Genomic DNA, 19,242 nt, shown 5'->3' with positions numbered 1-19,242 from the left:
GATATCGCCCGGCAGCTGATTACGAATGACCGAAAAAGAAAACTATTGCGCATTCATGGTTGGAAGGGTTAGAACATGATCACAATTGACCGATTAGGGGCGTTTATGTCTGGTCCAAGACTCGGCATCACAATGGGTGATCCTGCGGGCATCGGTCCGGAGATCATCGCGAAAGCATGTGCGCGGCTGAGGCCTCGGCTTGCAGATGGATCTCTGTCGCTCCTCATTGTCGGCAGCGTAACCGCGATGCGGGCAATGGAGTCGATTTGCGGGGCTATTGCTGAGGAAGAGCCGTCGGCGTCGACCGCCGGGACTTTTCCGCCTGTGGCTATTCTCGAAGCCGGTCCCGAGCGGACACCCATAGTGACAGGCGTCATGTCAGCCGAAGGCGGGCGCCTTGCCTATCTGGCGATCGAAAAAGCTGTTCGCCTGGCCCAGGCAGGTTCGATTGCAGGCATCGTCACGGCTCCTCTCAACAAGGAAGCGCTCAATCTGGCCGGCTATCATTATGCGGGCCATACCGACATGTTGGCAGAACTGACAGGCGCCCGCGATTCCGTGATGATGCTTGCCCATGGCGATTTTCGTGTCAGCCATGTCTCGACCCACGTGGCTCTGGCTCACGTTCCATCGAAACTGACCGAACCTCGGTTACGGCGGGTTATTCAGTTGACGGTTGAGGCATTGCAAGGCCTTGGCGTTGCCCACCCCCGTATTGCGATTGCCGCGCTCAACCCGCACGCCGGCGAAGGCGGCATCTTCGGTCGTGAGGATATCGACATCACGACCCCGGTCGTCGCCTCCTACACGTCCGCCGACTTTACGGTGTTGGGACCTGTTCCCGGGGACACGGTCTTCGTGAAACTGCGTGCCCACCAGTATGACGCCGTGGTCGCGATGTATCACGATCAGGGCCATATTCCGGTGAAACTGCTCGGCTTCAACGTCGATCCCGCAACCGGTGAATGGAAAGCGCTCTCCGGTGTCAATGTGACGCTGGGCCTTCCGATCATCCGCACCTCTGTCGACCATGGCACGGCCTTCGACATCGCAGGCAAGGGCATCGCCAACGAGGACAGTCTGGTCGAAGCGATCGAGTTCGCGGTCCAAATGGCCGCGGCAAAATCCAACCCTTAGGCGTCGGCACGCCTGCAACGCACGCAGAAGCGGATTGAACCATGGCAGTAGAAGACAAGAAATCCTATCTCATGTTGATCGACGGGAAGTTTGTCACCGGCGAAGCCGGTATGCGATCGGTGATCAATCCGGCCAATGGCAAGGCCTTTGTCGACGTGCCCGAGGCAAGCCCGGATCAGGCTCGCCAGGCGATAGAAGCCGCCCGCATGGCACAGAAGTCTTGGGGGCTCAAATCACCTCTTGCCCGTGCGGTGATCATGAAGCGGATCGCGGTCCTGATCCGGCAGAACGCCCGGCGTCTGGCCGAGGTGGTGGTCAGGGAACAAGGCAAACCGATCAATGAAGCAATAGGTGAAGTCGGCGGCGCGGCCGAGTTCTTCGACTACTACGCCGAGTTTGCCCGTCGCATTCAAGGTGAGATCCTGCCATCCGACTACGCGGGAGAGCAGGTCTGGATACAGCGCGTGCCGGTAGGCGTCGTCGCCGCCATTATTCCATGGAATTACCCGAGCGCCCTGGTCAGCCGCAAGGTGGCGCCCGCCATGATCGCCGGCGACACCATCGTTCTCAAACCGCATGAAGACACGCCACTTTCGGCGCTCGAAATGGCTCGCATCTTTGTAGAAGCGGGCGTGCCAGCCGGCGTGGTGAACATCATAACGGGACGAGGTGAAACCATAGGCGAAGTGCTCTGCACGGAACCCGGCGTCGACCTCATCACCATGACTGGAAGCGTACCGACCGGCAAGCGCATCATGGCAAATGCTTCGCGTAATCTGACGCCTGTTTCGCTGGAGCTTGGCGGCAAGGCGCCATTCATCGTCCTGGCTGATGCCGATCTCGAACTGGCGGTTCGTTCCGCAGCCACGTCGCGCTACATGAATTGCGGACAGGTCTGCATATGCAACGAACGCACGCTCGTTCACCGTTCGATTTACGATCAGTTCGTCACACGCTTTGTGGAATTCTCCAAGTCGCTCGTCGTCGGTGATCCGATGCAGGCAAATACAGATATCGGCCCGAAAGTCAGCCGTGAAGAGTTGGAAAAGGTCGAGGCGGTCCTTGCAGAAGCCGTCGCGGGCGGCGCGAGGCTTGCTCTCGCCGGCGGGCGCCCGATCAAGGCGCCCATCGATGGCGGTTACTGGCTCAATCCGACCGTACTGACCGACGTCACGCCTGACATGCCGATAATGACGCGCGAGATCTTCGGCCCGGTCGTACCGATCATGCCCTTCGACACCTTCGAGGAGGCGGTTAGCGTCACCAATGCCAGCAACTATGGCCTGTCGGCCTATCTTTTCACCAATGATCTGGGCCGCGTCATGAACGCCGTCAACGAGGTTTCGTTCGGTGAGATCTACGTGAACCGGATTGGACCGGAAATGCTGCAGGGTTTCCATGTCGGCTTCCGCGAAAGCGGCCTGGGCGGTGACGACGGCGTGCATGGGCTCGAAAGCTACATGCGCAAAAAGACGGTCTACGTGAATTACTCGGGTGCCGCGACCGCGGCATTGATGCCTTACGGGCGCTGAACAGCGCCCAACCGGTAAGACCAATCAGGTCGCCACCCGGCCGATACGGCCGTTTATATGATCGGGAGGAATAAAATGCACTATCGTGGGTTCATGGCGGCCGCTTTGGCCTTGGCACTATCGGGATTGGCCGCATCGTCGGCGCTCGCCGATGACACCATTCCACCGGAAGCAAAAGCTCTGCTCGAGCCGCTGCCCTTGTCGCCGAGGGGCCAACCCGTCCCAGGCTTCCCGGACGGTCCGCCGGCGGTGTCACCAGATGTGCTGAAATTCTCCGATGAGGACCTTGCCAAGCTCAAGGCGGGAAAGTTTACCGCTGGACTGGTGATGCACACCATGGATGCCGGCTGGCCTCAGTTGCAAGTCTCCGGAATCAGCAACACACTCAAGGACCTGGGCATCGAAGTTGTCGGAACCACCGACGCCAAGTTCCAGCCTGGGCAGCAAATCAGCGATCTGGAGCAGATGATCGCTCGCAAGCCGGACGTGATCTTCTCGATCCCGATCGATCCGAAGTCTGAGTCCGAAGCCTACAAGAAGGCGGCGGCAGCCGGCATCAAGCTGGTTTTCATGGACAACGTCCCCGTCGATATGGCGCCGGGCAAAGACTATGTGACCGTAGTCGCCTCCGACAATGAGAAGAACGCCTATTTCGCCGCGCAGGAACTTGTCGGGGCGATTGGCGGCAAGGGCGAGGTCGGCATCATCACGCTGGTTTATGACTATTACTACTCCGTCGCAGCCCGCAAGGTTGGTGCCTTGAAGGCGTTCGGCGAACATCCCGACATCAAGGTCGCGGATGTCGGCACCTTCACTGCGCCAGAGAAGGCTTACGAGGTTGCCACCGCAATGTTGACGGCCCACCCTGACATGAAGGGTATTTTCGTTGCCTGGGACACGCCCGCCCAGCAGGTCGTGGCCGCGGCAAAGACACTCGGCCGCGATATCGTCGTCACCACGAATGACATTGCAGCGGACAGCGCGCTGAACGTTGCACGTGGCGAGTTTCTGGCCGTAGGCGCGCAGCGTCCCTACGACCAGGGCGTCGCCGAGGCCAAGGCGGCCGCGCTTGCATTGCTTGGACATGACGTCCCGCCATACATTTCGGTGCCGACGTTGCGTGTCAAGAAACTCGATCTTCTCAGTGCTCTCAAGCAGGTCACCAAGGAAGATGCTCCCGCCTCGGTGGTAAAAATCTGCAACGGCGAATGCTTCTAGCCACTTTTCGTCGGCGGGCTCCAGTTGTCCGCCGACGCTCCCCAAGCGATCGAGAAATCGTCATGGTCGAAGCCAAAACTTCAACGTCCCAGAACGCGATCGTAGCGATGCAACGCATCAGCAAGTCGTTTGGCGCGAACCGCGTGCTGTCTGATATTTCGTTCGAGGTCATGGCCGGTGAAACGCACGCGCTGCTCGGCGAGAACGGCGCGGGCAAATCGACTCTCATGAAGATTCTCATGGGAGCCTACCGAACAGATGAAGGCCGCATTCTGTTCGCCGGAGAGGACGTCACCGCCTTGTCGCTTCGCGAGAGGATCGACCGCGGTATTGCAATGATCTTCCAGGAACTGAGTGTCTTGCCGAACCGCTCGGTTGCCGAAAACCTGTTCATCCTTCGCGAGCCGCTCGCCTTCGGCCTGCGCGTCGACGCCAGAACAATGGTTCGCGATGCCCAGGCTCTGATCGAGCGCTATGCCTTCTCGCTTGATGCTTCAGCGCGTGTGGGCGACCTGGCCTTCGCCCAACGGCAGATGGTCGAGATCCTCAAGGCGATCTCACGGGGCGCCAAGCTGCTCGTAATGGATGAGCCGACTTCATCTCTGACCATCCACGAGGAAGAAACGCTTTTTCGCACCATCGGCCAGCTCAAGCAGAACGGGATCGGTATCGTCTACATCAGCCATCGCATGGCGGATGTGCTGCGGCTTTCGGATCGCATCTCGATCATCAAGGATGGGCGACTGGTTGGCCCGCTTGATCCAAGCAAGACATCCATCGAGAATATCGCAGCGATGATGTCGCGGCCGAAGGGCGAATCGCCTTTGCCTACCGCTGCCGCGCCCGCGAAACGCCCCCCGGCGACGCCGGTCGGGACGCCAGCTCTTGAGGTCCGCGATCTAGCCACGTCGCGCAAGCTGTCCGACATATCGCTCTCGATCGATCCAGGCGAGATCGTCGGCCTTGCCGGGCTTGTCGGCAGCGGCCGCTCGACCTTGGGCAAGGCTTTGTTCGGCATCCTATCGGACGTATCCGGCCATATCACTGTCGCAGGAGAACCCGTTCGGCCGGGCAGCGTCAGCAGAGCGATCGCTGCTGGTGTCGCGCTTGTTCCAGAAGACCGTCGGCTCGAAGGGCTTGTTGGCGGGCGCTCAATCGAGGAGAACCTCGCGCTTCCTCGCCTTTCCGATTTCTCGCTGGCAGGTCGCTTTGGGCCGATGGCAAAGGCCCGGATAACGGCTCTGTTCAGACAATACCGCGACGACCTCAATATCCTTTGCCGCGGCCCCTTACAGAAAGCCCAGGAGCTTTCGGGCGGCAATCAGCAGAAGATTGTCTTCGCAAAATGGCTGGCAATGAAGCCGAAGCTATTGATCCTCGATGAGCCAACCTCCGGCGTCGACGTCAATGCCAAGCGCGATATGCGCGAGCTTGTGCGTCGCACAGCCAGCGAAGGCGTCGCCGTGCTGCTCATTTCTTCGGAACTCGAGGAACTCCTGGATTTGTCCGATCGCATTCTGGTGATGGCGCAGGGGCGGATAACCCGCCGCATCGCCTGCGCGCACGACGAGACTGGGCTGCGCGCCTTGCTGCAGGCCGAGGCCGCCAGACAAACCAGCGCACGCGCCCAGGGAGTTGCAGCATGAAACCGTCCTCGATGCCGATGAGCGCAAGTGCGATGAATTTTTTCCGCGAACACATCACCTATGTGATCTTCTTGGCGATCACCCTCTATTTCGTCTTGTTCGCCCCCCACTTTGCGTCGGTCTCAACCGCAAGCGCGGTTCTGCGCATCACGGCCATCGTCTCCGTGATGGCGATCGGCATGACGTTCGTCATCATCTGCGGTGAAATCGACCTGTCGGTCGGGTCGGTTGCCAGCTTTTCAGGGATGATCGGAGCGTTGCTGCTCGATCAAAGTGTCCCGACCTATGTCGCCGCGCTGCTGGTCTTGGGCGCCGGGGCCGCGATCGGAGCAGTGTCGGGCTTGCTCGTTACAAAACTGCGCATTCCATCGTTTCTCGTAACGCTTGGCATGTTGTCTATCTTTTCGGGACTGGCGCTGACCATCACCGGCACCAGGCCAGTGTCGATCGTTGATGATGATTTTTCTAATCTGTTCTGGAACAGCGGTTTTCTGGGCGTTCAGGCACCGATCTGGTGGACGATCGTCCTTACGGCCGCCGGCTACTACCTGCTGCATCAGATGCCCTACGGCCGGCGTGTTTATGCGACCGGTGGAAATGCTGTTGCCGCGCGCTTTTCCGGTGTGCGCACGGACGGCGTGAAAATCTTCGCTTTTGTGTTGTGCGGCATGACCGCATCCCTTGCCGGGCTGATGCTCGCGGCCCGCTCCACGGCCGGTAATCCCAGCCTGGGAGCGGGTCTCGAACTGGATGTGATCGCGGCCGTGATCATAGGCGGGACAAGTCTCTTTGGTGGCTATGGATCAATCGTCGGTTCCGTCGTCGGCGCAATCTTCATTGGCATTCTCGGGTTCGGTCTTCTCGTGCTCGGTCTTTCGACCAGCATCCAGGAGGTCATCAAGGGAGCCATCATCATCATTGCCGTCTCGTTGAACCGGCGTTGAGGAGCAGACTCGATGATCCGACCATATGCACGCATTCCAGAATTCGGCCTCCACAGCGGTAGCCGTGGCGGAGGAAAGTTCAGTTTCAGTTTGAAAACCAGCGTCGCTGGAGAAACAGGGAGGAAAGTGAAATGACTAGACGTATGACGCTTCTGATGTTGGGTGCTTTGGCTGCATCTACCGCAATGTTCACCAGTGCCTGGGCGCAAGACACCTACAAGCCCGACTGCTATGCTCCCGCTCCAAACAACGCCTCGGTGATCTCCTATCCGAAGAAGTCCGGGCCCTACAAAATTGCCTTGGTCAACGGATATGTCGGCAACGATTGGCGTGCCAATTCCATTCAGACCGCCAAAGCCTGGGGCGCCCGTCCCGAAATCAAATCCAAGCTGTCCGAGCTGAAGATCATTTCGGTTGGCAACGATTCCACGGCGCAGATCGCCGCGATCGACAACTTCATCGCCGCCGGCTACGACGCCGTGGTCATCAATGCCGTCAATCCCACCGCCTTCGACGCGGTGGTGAGGCGCGCCAAGCAAGCAGGCGTGGTGCTGGTGACCTATGACAACGTGCTCGACTCAAACCAGGTCGTGCAGATCAACGAAGATCAGGTCGAACTTGGCCGGATCAAGGCGCAGGCCGTGGTTGATGGCATCAAGGCCAAGAAGGGCAATGTTTCAGGTCAGGTTCTCGAAATCGACGGCGTCCCAGGCAACAGCGTCGACCGTGACAACCAAGCGGGATTCAGCGAGGTCTTCTCCAAGTATCCCGAGCTGAAGGTGGTCAAGGTCGAGGGCGACTGGGATGTGGGCACGGCCTCGAAGGTGACATCCGACGCCATTGCGACCAACGGCAATTTTGATGGAATTGTTGTTCAAGAGGGCTCGGTTGGCGCACTCGAGGCGATGGCCGCGGCGAAGCACCCGGTCGTCCCGGTCGGGTTCGATGCCGGCAACGGCACGCGGATGCTGGTCAACAAGGGCAAGTATCCCGGCATCACGGCTGCCCAGGCGCCGGCGCTGGCCGCTATGGCGCTGGAGGCCTCGGTCGTGTTGTTGGAGGGCAATGCGCTGCCGCAGAAGGTGTTCCTGCCAATCCCCCAGAAGAACAATGCGGATCTGGCAGAAGGCAAGGACTTTTTCCCCGATCTGCCAAAGACCTTCTACACGGCCACCGGCTTTCCGCAGTGTTTCCCCGTGTTCACGCCCGATGAGCTGAAAGGCCAGACGGCCGAGAACGCCAATTGAGCTTATGACACGAACCTGGCCGGCGTTTAGGCCGGCCAGGTCGGCAGCAACGGAGCGCGCATGGCAGATCGCTATGTTGAACTGAAATCGGTGTCAAAATCCTATGGCGGCGTTCCAGCGCTGACCACAGTGGATTTCCGCTGCGAGCCGGGACGCGTGCACGCCATTCTCGGCGAGAATGGCGCAGGCAAATCGACTCTTATGAAATTGTTGGCTGGTGTCATCCAGCCGGACGCCGGAACGATCTCCATCGGCGGGAAGACGGTGCGCTTCTCCTCCCCGCGGGAGGCGGCCGAACAGGGCACTGTCTGCATGTTCCAGGAGCTGTCGTTGATGCCGCATCTTTCGGTTGGCGACAATATAGTGCTTGCGGCGCCGCGCACCCGGATGGGGATGATAGAGCGCAGCGTTTATCGTGAAGCGCGCGAGGCCCTGGATCTTGTCGGGGCCAAGTCGATCCCGCTTGGCGCTCGCGTTTCGGGCCTGTCCCTGTCGGAACGACAGCTTGTGGAAATCGCCAAGGCCGTGTTCCGCAAACCCAAGCTTCTTATCCTTGACGAGGCGACGTCAGCGTTGACCAGCGAGCTCGTCGAAACGGTGTTCGGTGTCCTGAAAATGCTGAAGGAGCAAGGTGTCGCGATCCTTTTCATTTCGCATCGCATGCACGAGGTCGACGCCATCGCCGACCGCATATCCGTCTTCCGCAATGGCAGACATATCGAGACCTTCGACGTTGGCGCGCGCACGACCGATGAGATCGTCGGCCTCATGATCGGCCGCTCGCTGGAAGAGCTCTTTCCACCGCGCCGCGCGCCTGTGCCAGACACGGCGCCGGTCGTTCTGGATGTGTCAAACGTCAGTTGGGGAAGCCAGCTTGTCGATGTATCCCTGGCAGCGCGGGCGGGCGAGATTGTCGGGCTCGGCGGTTTGGACGCACAGGGCCAGCAGCAGATCATGCATGCTGTCTTCGGTGTGCTGCGCGGAGTGACAGGCCGCATCACGCTCAATGGCAAGCGGTTGAATGGTCTTCAGCCGCCGAGGGTGAAACAATCCGATATCGGTCTGGCGCTCGTGCCTGAGGATCGCAAGACCGAGGGGCTGATCCCCAGCATGTCGGTCGCGCAAAACATGCGCTTGGCGGTTCTTGGGCGGGCCCCCCTCGGCCTGCTTGACCTGAACGGCGGTAGCGAGGCCCGGCTGCAAGAACTGATCGAACGCCTGGCCCTGACCTACGGTTCGCTGGACGATCCCGTCGCGACGCTGTCGGGCGGCAACCAGCAGAAGGTGGTACTGGCCAAATGGCTTGTGCTGTCGCCCAAATGTCTGCTGCTGATGGACCCTACCCGCGGCATTGACCTGCCGACCAAGGCCCAGATCTACAGGCTGCTCACGGATCTGGCGGCCGACGGAATGGCCGTGATCTTGCAATCGACCGACTATGAAGAACTTATCCACCTGTGCGATCGGGTGTACGTCTTCTACCATGGCAGTGTGGCCAAGGAACTAACGGGGGATCACCTGTCCGCCGATGCACTCATCGCCGCCTCGATGAACGTGCACCTTCACGCCGAGGCCCAGGCATGATGACCTGGCTTCGCCAAAATGCCAGGGAAACCATTGCCGCGCTCGCGCTGGTGATACTTTTCGCTGGCTATATCGCCATTCATCCACGCGGCTTTTCGACCTATGTGGTTACCATCTGGTCGAACCAAGGGACGCTGCTTGGGCTCGCCGCGATCGCCCAGTTCTTTGTCGTTTTGGTCAAGGGCATAGACCTATCGGTAGGGTCAATTATTGCGCTGACCAACGTCATGGGATCCTTCCTCCTCAACGGATCTCCCACCTCGATTGCCCTTGGTATGGTGGTGGTGCTCGCCGTCGGGGTGGCCTGCGGGCTGGTGAACGGGATCGCGGTCGTCTACGGCGGGGTGCAGCCGATCGTCACGACCCTGGCGACGGGTGGCATATTCGGCGGCATCGCCCTGCTTCTGAGGCCAACGCCTGGAGGCAGCATTGATGAGACAATGTCGGACGCGCTCACCTATGCAGTGGCGGGCATCCCGGTTTCGGCCGTCATTCTTGTCATCGTTCTCGTCGTATTGCTGGTCCTTCTGCGCCGCACGGCCGTCGGCCTCGGCCTCTATGCCATCGGGTCGTCGGAACAGTCGGCTTATATGACCGGCCTTCGCGTGAACCGGCTCAAGCTCGTCGCCTACGGCAGCAGCGGCTTTGTCGCAGCTCTGGCCGGCACCTATGTCAGTATGGTTACGCTTACTGGCGATCCTAATATTGCGCCGTCCTACACGCTGAACTCGATCGCCGCCGTCGTGTTGGGCGGTGTTGCGCTGAGCGGTGGTGTTGGCAGCCCCATCGGCGCAGTGATCGGCGCTTTGATCCTAAAGACCATCTCGTCGCTGATGTTCTTCTCCGGCCTGCCGCCATTGGCGCAACCGTTCTTCGAGGGATTGATCCTCGCAACTGCAATTGCACTCGGCGCGCTCGGCGTTTTCCGAGTGCGCAGCCGGCTTGAGTTGTACCGCTGATGACTGATGCAACTGAGCGAACCGTTAGATCCCGCAAATCCTCCCGCTGGCTCAACCGAGACCGTGTATCGGTCCTGCTGATCGCGCTGGGCTGCGTCGCTCTGCTGCTGGGTGGTTCCCTGCTGTATCCCGGCTTCCTGAAGCCCGGCTACATTCTACAACAGCTTCAGATTGCCGCCTTTCTTGGCATCATCGCCACCGGTGCCATGCTGGTGATCCTGCTCGGCGAGATCGACCTTTCGGTGCCATGGACCATTACTGGCACGGCGATTGTCGTCATCTCGGCCTCTGGCAGCTCCAATCCCTTGGTCGCCAGCCTGGCAATCCCACTGGGCCTGTGCCTTGGCGTTGCAGTCGGGCTCTTGAACGCCATCGGTGTTGCCGTCTTTCGCGTGCCTGCGATGGTCTGGACGCTGGCCGTCAACGCCATGCTGCTTGGCGCTGCGGTTTTCTACACCGGCAACAGCCGTCCCAACGGTGAGGTCCCCTGGCTGGCGACGCAGGCGGCGACCGGCCGTACCTTCGGCATCCCCAATGCTTTTCTCGTTTGGCTGGTGGTCGCGGCGATCACGATCTGGGTTCTCAAACGCACCGTTTATGGAAACTATCTCTACGCGCTGGGCAATTCGCGACGTGCCGTGTTTCTTGCCGGGGCGAAGGTTCGTCTGGTGATGGTGGCGACTTTCGTCCTTGCCGGGGTGTTTTCCAGTTTCGGCGCCATCCTCCTGCTAGGCTATACCAATCAGGCCTATCAGGGCATGGGGGACCCTTATCTCATGCCGGTGATCTCGGCCGTGGTGATTGGGGGAACCTCGATTCAGGGCGGCCGAGGGAACTATATCGGCACGTTCGCCGGTGCCATCTTCATCACGCTTCTGTCGTCGATCCTATCGGTCATGCAAATGCCCCCTGCCGCGCGCGAGATGATCTTCGGCGCGATCATCCTGGTCATGCTGCTGGTCCACGGTCTCACTAACAAGAAGGAAGGCATCTGAAAACCAATGGCGGTCAGAGATGCAGTGAAGATGCCATGTCCACGTCCGTGAGGCCATCAAGGCCATGAGACCGAGGGCGCCGAGCGCGAATTGCGCAGGCATTTCGCGACATTGAAATGTTCCATCAGGCCGAGTGCAAGCCCAAACTGGGGCCGGTCGGTCGGCAAGGCAACCAGCAAGCAAGGCATGTCAAAATGACATACTACGAGGTTCTTGATCACCGCTTCCAAGATTTCATTATCCCTCTGTGCAAGCTCGAGAAACTCCATACTGGAATGCGCTGGGCCGAAGGGCCAGTGTACTTCGCCGATGGCCGCTTTCTGCTCTTCAGCGACATTCCCAACAACAGGATGCTGAAGTGGGACGAAGTGACGGAGAATGTTTCCGTTTTCCGCTATCCTTCGAATTTCTCCAACGGCAATACGCGCGACCGGCAGGGACGCCTCATCAGCTGCGAACATGGGCAGCGGCGCGTCACGCGCACCGAGTATGACGGCAGCATCACGATCCTGGCCGATCGCCTCGAGGGCAAACGTCTCAATTCTCCCAACGATGTGGTGGTCAAATCCGACGATACTGTCTGGTTCACCGATCCGCCCTACGGCATCCTGAGCAACTATGAGGGCTACAAAGCTCCCAGTGAGATCGGTGCCTGCAACGTCTACCGCCTTGATCCCAAGTCAGGTACGCTAGCGGTAGCCGCCGGCGACTTCGACAAGCCGAACGGCCTTGCCTTCTCCCCTGACGAGGCACATCTGTACATCGCCGACAGCGGCCGTTCCCACGGCCGGGATAAACCGCACCATATCCGTTGCTTTGATGTGGGCGAAGACGGTCGCCTTTCGAATGGTCACATCTTTGCCGAGATCGATCCCGGCATCCCTGATGGTTTTCGGATCGATGTCGACGGCAACCTATGGGTGTCAGCTGGCGACGGCGTGCACTGCTTTGCGCCGGACGGCACGCTTCTTGGCAAGATTCTTGTCCCGGAGACTGTCGCCAATGTGTGCTTTGGCGGACCCCAACGAAATCTCCTGTTCATCGCCGCCAGCAGCTCGCTCTATGCCGTCTATCTCAACACAACAGGATTACAGTTCTGCTGAGCAAGGAAGATTCCATCCGCGCGGCTGCCAACAGCACGGGAAACAATTTGTGTTGGATAGTCGAATTCTGCTCCAGATGCTCGATTACACGCTGAGCGACATACCGATTGCGATAAGAAAGGCCAGCCAGGACGGTGTTGCCAGGTCGATAACAACCCGTCGCAGAGTTCCCGACTGCCCTTTCTGCGACTTTGCCTCGGTCAGCAATCGTCAAGCCAGATTTCCCATTGACGAATTCCTGGTTGCTTCATACGCGGCAGGAAACCTAAAACGTCAAAAACAGCATCAAGGCTTCGACAAGCCTGATCATGCGGCTGGAAAACTCGTGGTCTAGTTTAGCTCGGGATCAAGCGCCGAGGTGATCTCGTCAAGCAGCATGATCATCGGGCTCATCGCCAGCGCCCGGACGATGGCCACGCGCTGCTGCTGGCCGCCGGACAGACGGTCTGGATACTCTTTCGCCTTGTGGGCCGGCGTTTGATGCCGCCACCTTGTAGACTGTGTCCGTCGGCACGGACGGACGCGTCACGAGCTTCGCCCGCGTCCCACTCGATTGTTCAGAGAGCACATAACCATTTGGAATGACTAGGAAATTTTCCCAATGCATGAGAAAATGCCGACAGAGAGGCCGTCAAAAAGTTACGCTTTTGATTTCAAAGGGAAAATCGCCACAAAAAAATTTTGAGGTTTCACCAACTATCGGGATCAATCGGGCGATTCTTTGCATTTGGCGGCTTTCGGTGAGGCCTGTGCGCCGTCTCGAAAAGTACCGTCACCCGCTGCAAATAGGGGCATTCTTTCGTTCCGTATCCTTCCGTATTGGCCCGATGAGCCCAGGAACGAGGGGGCATGGTGTAATCGCGCCGCCTTCCTGATGCTACTTCTGCCGGAATGCCATATGCAGCGAGGTCGACAGGGGGCCGAGGATGTAATCCAGTGCGGTGCGTTCCTCGGTCACGATCATCACCGAAGCCGGCATGCCGGGATAAAGCTGGATCTGGGGGGCAGCGGCGAGGTCCTGCTGATCCACCGCGATGTCGGCGACATAATAGGGAAAGCCGGTCTTGGGATCGGTGACACGGTCCGCGGAGATACGGGTGACGCGGCCGTGGATGACCGGCGTCGTGCGCTGCTTGTAGGAGGTGAAGCGGACCTCGGCCGTCATGTCGGCGCGCAGGCTGGAAATGTCCTCGACCTTGACCTGCGCCTGGACGATCAACGAATTTTTGGTTGGCACGATATCGAGGATGGTCTGCCCGGGAGCGACAATCGCGCCGGTCGAGAAGACGGTGAGGTCCATCACCTGGCCGTCATAGGGCGCGTGCACCTCGGCGCGGTCCACCGTGGCTTGCGCGGCGAACATCTTCGGCACCAGGTCGGCTAGGCTCGACTGGGTGTCGATCAGCATGGCCGAGAGTTTTGCGCGTCGCTCGTTGGTGAGCTGCGCAATCTGGCTTTCGAGCTCGGCCTTGCTCTGGCGGTTTCCCGCGATCTCGCCGATGGCCTGGTCGATGAGGCCCTGCAAATCGGAGGCGGAGCGGTCGAGTTCGAGGATGCGCGTACGCGTTGTCAGCCCGGCCTTCAGCAGCTTGTTGAGGCCTATTTTTTCGTCGGTCGTCGACTTGAGCTGGGCGCGAAAAGATTCGACGCGCGCCTGCTTGCCGTCGATCTGCTCTTCAAGCTCGGCGATCCGCCTCTGCAGGATCTGCGTGGCACCCGCCATCGAGGCGCGCTGACTCTCGAGGTCAGCAATCTGGTTGGCCATCGCGTCCTGCAGATAGGCCTGGTGTTCAGCGGTGATGTCCTTCGGAAAGGCAACCGCCTCATGGCCCTCGAGCTCGGCACGGATGCGGGCATCGGTGGCGCGTAGCAACGCATATTGTTGGGAATAGAGGTTGAACTCGGAACGGGCGCGGGTGTCGTCGAGCACCACCAGCACATCGCCTGTCTTGACGATGTCGCCGTCCTTGACCCGGATTTCCTTCACCGTGCCGCCGTCGAAATGCTGGACGCTCTTGCGGTTGCCCTCGACCTTTACAATCGCGTCGGCAAGCACCGCGCCGTTGAGCGGCGCGATCGCCGCCCAGCCGCCGAACACGCCGAAGAAGGCAACAATGATGAGCACGCCGACCCAGACCGGTCCTCGGATCGAATCCGGGTTGGCGTCCGCGCCTTCGGCGCTGGACAGGCTGCGATAGGTGGCGGCGATGTCGGTCATTGGGTTGCCACCGCCATGGGTGCTGCGCGCTGGTTGAGCAGCGCCACGATCTCGTTCCTCATGCCGAAGGCTTCGACCGCGCCATCCCGCAGAAGCAGGATCTTGTCGACATTGGCCAAAGTCGAGGGCCGGTGCGAGACAATGATGACCGTACTGCCGCGGCGCTTGAGCTCGAGCGCGCATTCGGCGAGCGCGCGGTCGCCGTCGGCATCAAGATTGGAGCTCGGCTCGTCGAGCACGATGAGGTTCGGCATACCGAATACGGCGCGGGCAAGCGCGATGCGCTGCCGGTAGCCGCCGGACAGCACCGCGCCGCCCTCCCCAATCTGCGTCTCGTAGCCTTGCTGCAGGCGGATGATCATCTCATGTACGCCGGCCAGCCGCGCGGCCTCGATCACTTCGCGGTCGACATCGGTCTTGAAGCGGCCGATGTTAGCGGCGACGGTGTCGGCAAACAGCTCGATGTCCTGCGGCAAGTAGCCGATATGGTCGCCGAGCGCCTCGCGTCCCCATTGCGTCAGATCGGCGCCGTCCAGCCTGACGGTGCCGCGGCTGGGCTGCATAATGCCGGCGAGATGCCGCGCGAGCGTCGACTTGCCGGCGCCGGAAGGACCGACAATGCCAAGCGCCTCGCCGGCATCGAGCCTGAACGAGACATCGCGCAGCAGCAGCTTCTGCAGGTTGGGAATGGCGAAGCTGAGCTGCTCGACAGCGATCTTGCCAGTGGGCTTGGGCAGGTTGAACGAGCGTTCGCCCTGTGCGCCAGCGTCGAGCAGCTTCTCGACCCTGCCAAGCGCGGCCCGCGCCAGTATCAGGCTACGCCAAAGGCCTACGATCTGCTCGACCGGTTGCAACCCCCTGCCTAGAAGGAGGCTCGCCGCGAACATCGAGCCGCCGGTAATCTGTCGCTCGATGACCAGATAGGCGCCGAGGCCGAGGATCAGCGACTGCATGGTGAGGCGCAGGAAGCGGATCAGCCCGGACATCAGTGCTGCGCGGTCGCTGGCCTGTCCCTGCTGGCGGAGCGCCAGGCCGCGGTCGCGCCCCCAACGGCGCACAAGGCCGTCGATCATGCCCATGGCGCGGACGACTTCCGCGTTTCTCAGGCTCATTTCGGTGAAATTGTAATTCGCGGTGGCTAGATCGTTGGCCTGCTTCAGCGGCACCCGCACGATGTATTCGTTGAGCACCGCCATGGTGATGAGAAGCAGCGAGGAGCCGAGCGCGAAGAAGCCGAGCCAGGGATGCAGAAGGAAGATGATGCCGATGTAGATCGGCGACCATGGCAGGTCGAACAGGGCATGGACGCCGCTGCCGGTGATCACCTGCCGGAACGTATCGAAATCCCGGATCGGCTGGCTTTGCGATGCGCCCAGCGACGGGGTTTCGACGGAGGCCGCGAGGATCTTGGCCGAAAGCAGCCGGTCGAGCCGCGCGCTGGCCCGCGTCAGGATGGCAGCCCGTACGAGATCGAGGCCCGCAAGCGCCAGGAAAGCCGCAAGCAAAACCAGGGTCAACATCACCAGCGTCGTCTCGCTGCCGCTGGTGACCACCCGGTCGTAAATCTGCAGCATGTAGAGCGGGGATGCGAGGTAGAGCAGATTGATGGCCAAGCTGAATGCCGCCGCAAAGAGGAAATAGCGGCGGCAGGCGCGAAGCGCTTCCCTCACGATCTTGGATTTGTTGTCGAGACTCAAATTACCCAGCGGAGAACCGCCCCCTGTTTAAACCGCATACCCGAAACCGATCCTACTCCTGATCCTTCAACCGGCCACGCGATCCACCCGTAAACCTGCTGTAAACCTTAATTCGTAAGCTGAATCCGCGGGCCGGCAGGGAACGAAACGAACTCTGCGTGACCGCGGGCTCGATTCCTTCTTCACACGGCGAACTCACTTGTTCCGCTGTTGATGCCGGTCAGCGTGAATTCAGCCGGATTGTAGGTCACGACGGTGTGTCCCTCGCCGTCATCGGCGAGCTTGAAGCCGTTGGCGTCGTAGGATCCAAGCAGATGCAGGGTGGCGCCGTGCGTGCCGTCGGTCACAGTCAGAGTGCCGCCGCTGCCGTCCTGGCTGGTCTGGTAGCTGACCGTCGTGCCGGTGCCGAACAGGATGTCGTTAAGATCCAGCTTGTCGTCATTGGTGATGCCGCCGATCCGCCCGCTGAACTCGAAGGAGTCGTCGAGCTCCAGCGTGCCGGCCGCATTCTGAGCGAAGGTGACATCCGTCGACGAGGCTGCGCCGAATTCCAGCTTCGACAGGTTGCCGATCGTGGCATCGCCCTCGCCGGTGACCGCGCCGTGGATGTCGATGTTGCCGCCATTCGCCCACAGCATGCCGGAATTCGCGATCCCGCCGGCGACGACCAGGCCCCCCGAGCCGGTCGCTTCCAGCGTGCCGGAATTGGCGACGACGCTGCCGCCAGTATCGATAACGAGCGCATTGGCGCCCGAGGCGATGATGGTGCCCCTGTTGTCGAGGCTGAGCATGCCATCGCCCAGCCGGCCGGCGCCCGAGATGGTGTTGTCGACATTGACCAGCGCGACGTCCGGACCGGTGCCGGAGATGATGTTGAAGGCACTGTCGGACAGATCGATCTGCCCGCCGCCCTGCAGCGTCACGCCGTGCTGAATGACCTGCAGCAGTGTTTCGCTGCCGGTCGAGTCCAGCGAGATGATACCGCTGTTGTTGACGGTACCGCTCAGCGGCAGCACAGCGCCGTCGCCGATCGTCATCGCACCGGTGTTGTTCACTACCGGCGTCTGGTCGAAGGCGAAATTGCCGGCGTCGAGCGCTGACGAATGCACGCCGTCGAGCGTGATCGACTGCCCGTCGCCCAGCGTGATCACCGCATTGCCATTGGCGTCGTCGGCGGTATGCGCCTGGACGTCGGCAAAGCTCTGGAGGCCGGAGTAGCCGACGAGATCGATCTGGTCGGCCGCGGCGTCGAAGCTGTGCACAATGTCGTTGCCGATCGGCTGCGAGAACACGAACAGATCGTTGCCGCTGGAGCCGGTGAGCACATCGTCGCCCGACCAGGCGAAGATGGGCGATCCAGGCGCATAGGCCTCGACATTGTCGCCGAATGATGCGCTCCCCGTCGTGCCGTCGGTATTGACCCAGGTCATCGAAACATCGAGCACAGCTGCTCCGATGAATTCGGGTGGCGTGGTGACCGCCAGCTCGTTCGGGTCGGCGGTCTCAATCGTCCAACTGCCGTCAGCATTGTGCATCGCACCTTCGACGGTCCACCCGGAAGGAACATTTTTCACTGTGACGGTGATAAGTGCACCCTGCCGAGACAGATCGGTCAGGCCGAGGTTGATGGGTTCGCCGGCGATACCGGCGGGGGCTACTGACGACAGGCCACCAGTATCCAGGAAATCGCCTACTGCCACCGACGAGGTGCCTGCTAAATGGATTTCGAGCAGCCCGGAGTTACCTTGCGCCAAGGCACCAGCGGTTTGGTTGGCATAAACAATCGTCTGATTGTTGGCGCTGTCAAAATGCCAGGCGATAGTATGCGCCGCGATATTTGCGGCCCCCACGTCACTCGCTTTGAACGCCGTGAAATCCGAAGCGGTAAAGCTCGTCAAATCGATCTTGTCCGTCCCGGAAGTGAAATCGGCGATCGTGTCATAGCTATGCACGCTGTTGACGGTCCCTGCTTGGGAGTCAGCCACAGCAGTATATTTGAAAGTATCGACTCCCGATCCTCCCGCCAGGAAATCGCCGGCAGCGCCTCCGGTTAACGTATCGGTCCCCTGGCCGGCCACGATTGCATCGAATCCAGAGCCGCCAATGATGGCGTCATTATTGTTGAGTCCATAGAACAGATTAATTCCATTTGTCGCCGATAAGCTATTGTTTCCGGTATCTCCAACTATAATATTGACCGGTACGGACAAGGAGATGCTACCGGAGGTCGCTATCACGGTTAGGTGGTAAGTGTGATTGGAGCTAACGTTGCTTCCACCGACCGACAGTACCCCCGTGCTGCTGTCCACGCTGAACTGACTGTTGTCCCCTCCAATGGCGAGAGAATACGTATATGTGTGGCTCCCGTCCGGATCCCCGATAGTTTTGAAAGTCCCAAGCGGGAGGTTCTTGTTCAATTGATTTCCCGTCTCGAGCCCATTAAGTTGGGTACTTGTGAGAGACGCACTAATACCCGCGACCGCTACGGTAAAGTTCTGTTCAGCGCTGGTTAGCGTCCCGTCGCTGGCAACCGCTTTGATCGTGTATGAGCCCGCGTTGAGGTTTGTTCCGTCGAGCACGCTCACGACGCCCGTGGTGGAATTGATCTGAAAGCGGCCACCGGCATTGTCGGTCAGCGAGTACGTCACCGTGCCGCCATTGACGTCGCTCGACGACGCCGTCACCCCTACCGGCGTGCCCGCCAGTGCATTTGCCGCCACCATATTGGCCGCGGCATTGCTGTCGGTCGGCGTCGAGGGCGCCACGTCGGTGACGGCGATGGTGAAGGACTGCGAACTGGTGAGGGTGCCGTCGCTGGCTTGCGCGGTGACGGTATAGGCGTGGCCCGCCGCGGTCTCRTAGTCGATCTTGCTGGCATCGGCGACGGTGACCACGCCGGTCGCGGCGTTGATGGCGAAGCCTCCGCCGGAGGTGTCGCCGGTCAGCGAATAGRTTCGCTGAC

The 19,242-nt window shown here is 60.3% G+C and carries 13 protein-coding genes and 1 pseudogene; 10 read left to right on the top strand and 4 right to left on the bottom strand.

What is annotated here, in order from left to right; translation table 11 throughout:
* Positions 1-105 precede the first annotated feature (105 nt).
* The 10 genes from pdxA (at position 106) to ASD99_RS22965 (ending at position 12,365) form a co-directional block, all read left to right on the top strand.
* On the top strand, positions 106-1,137 hold the full coding sequence (gene pdxA / locus ASD99_RS23010; protein WP_082583401.1) for a 4-hydroxythreonine-4-phosphate dehydrogenase PdxA: 1,032 nt from the start codon (positions 106-108) through the stop codon (positions 1,135-1,137).
* Positions 1,138-1,178: 41 nt separating this feature from the next.
* Positions 1,179-2,669, top strand: a complete 1,491-nt coding sequence (aldA, locus tag ASD99_RS23005; protein WP_057145018.1) for an aldehyde dehydrogenase — start codon at positions 1,179-1,181, stop codon at positions 2,667-2,669.
* Between the two features lie 57 nt (positions 2,670-2,726).
* A complete protein-coding gene (locus tag ASD99_RS23000) occupies positions 2,727-3,887 on the top strand; it encodes a substrate-binding domain-containing protein (RefSeq protein WP_082583400.1) in 1,161 nt (386 codons plus the stop codon).
* 107 nt (positions 3,888-3,994) lie between these two features.
* On the top strand, positions 3,995-5,533 hold the full coding sequence (locus ASD99_RS22995) for a sugar ABC transporter ATP-binding protein (RefSeq protein ID WP_162252256.1): 1,539 nt from the start codon (positions 3,995-3,997) through the stop codon (positions 5,531-5,533).
* The gene (locus tag ASD99_RS22990) at positions 5,530-6,477 is read left to right on the top strand and encodes an ABC transporter permease (RefSeq protein WP_057145016.1); all 948 of its coding nucleotides are present in this window, start codon (positions 5,530-5,532) and stop codon (positions 6,475-6,477) included. Before ASD99_RS22995 ends, ASD99_RS22990 begins: the two co-directional genes overlap by 4 nt.
* Before the next feature lie 131 nt (positions 6,478-6,608).
* Positions 6,609-7,724, top strand: coding sequence for a sugar ABC transporter substrate-binding protein (locus ASD99_RS22985; protein WP_082525494.1), 1,116 nt, complete (start codon positions 6,609-6,611; stop codon positions 7,722-7,724).
* 60 nt (positions 7,725-7,784) lie between these two features.
* The gene (locus tag ASD99_RS22980) at positions 7,785-9,308 is read left to right on the top strand and encodes a sugar ABC transporter ATP-binding protein (protein ID WP_056588564.1); all 1,524 of its coding nucleotides are present in this window, start codon (positions 7,785-7,787) and stop codon (positions 9,306-9,308) included.
* Positions 9,305-10,267, top strand: coding sequence for an ABC transporter permease (locus ASD99_RS22975; protein ID WP_056588561.1), 963 nt, complete (start codon positions 9,305-9,307; stop codon positions 10,265-10,267). Before ASD99_RS22980 ends, ASD99_RS22975 begins: the two co-directional genes overlap by 4 nt.
* The gene (locus tag ASD99_RS22970; protein WP_056588560.1) at positions 10,267-11,262 is read left to right on the top strand and encodes an ABC transporter permease; all 996 of its coding nucleotides are present in this window, start codon (positions 10,267-10,269) and stop codon (positions 11,260-11,262) included. Before ASD99_RS22975 ends, ASD99_RS22970 begins: the two co-directional genes overlap by 1 nt.
* Positions 11,263-11,456: 194 nt before the next feature.
* The gene (locus ASD99_RS22965; RefSeq protein WP_056588599.1) at positions 11,457-12,365 is read left to right on the top strand and encodes an SMP-30/gluconolactonase/LRE family protein; all 909 of its coding nucleotides are present in this window, start codon (positions 11,457-11,459) and stop codon (positions 12,363-12,365) included.
* 336 nt (positions 12,366-12,701) lie between these two features.
* Here ASD99_RS22965 and ASD99_RS32670 read toward each other — a convergent pair.
* The 4 genes and pseudogenes from ASD99_RS32670 to ASD99_RS22945 form a co-directional block, all read right to left on the bottom strand.
* A pseudogene (locus tag ASD99_RS32670) lies at positions 12,702-12,836 on the bottom strand (ATP-binding cassette domain-containing protein); the annotation flags it as partial.
* A 406-nt stretch (positions 12,837-13,242) separates the two neighbouring features.
* On the bottom strand, positions 13,243-14,583 hold the full coding sequence (locus tag ASD99_RS22955; RefSeq protein ID WP_057145013.1) for an HlyD family type I secretion periplasmic adaptor subunit: 1,341 nt from the start codon (positions 14,581-14,583) through the stop codon (positions 13,243-13,245).
* On the bottom strand, positions 14,580-16,253 hold the full coding sequence (locus tag ASD99_RS22950; protein WP_244497877.1) for a type I secretion system permease/ATPase: 1,674 nt from the start codon (positions 16,251-16,253) through the stop codon (positions 14,580-14,582). The genes ASD99_RS22955 and ASD99_RS22950 overlap by 4 nt, the downstream gene beginning before the upstream one ends.
* 209 nt (positions 16,254-16,462) lie before the next feature.
* Positions 16,463-19,242 (bottom strand): beta strand repeat-containing protein (locus tag ASD99_RS22945; protein WP_200951035.1); only part of this gene is annotated, 2,780 nt, incomplete at its 5' end.

It is taken from the genome of Mesorhizobium sp. Root695 (assembly GCF_001428185.1).
Classification (GTDB): domain Bacteria; phylum Pseudomonadota; class Alphaproteobacteria; order Rhizobiales; family Rhizobiaceae; genus Mesorhizobium.
This window is presented reverse-complemented; position numbering and strand designations above follow the sequence as displayed.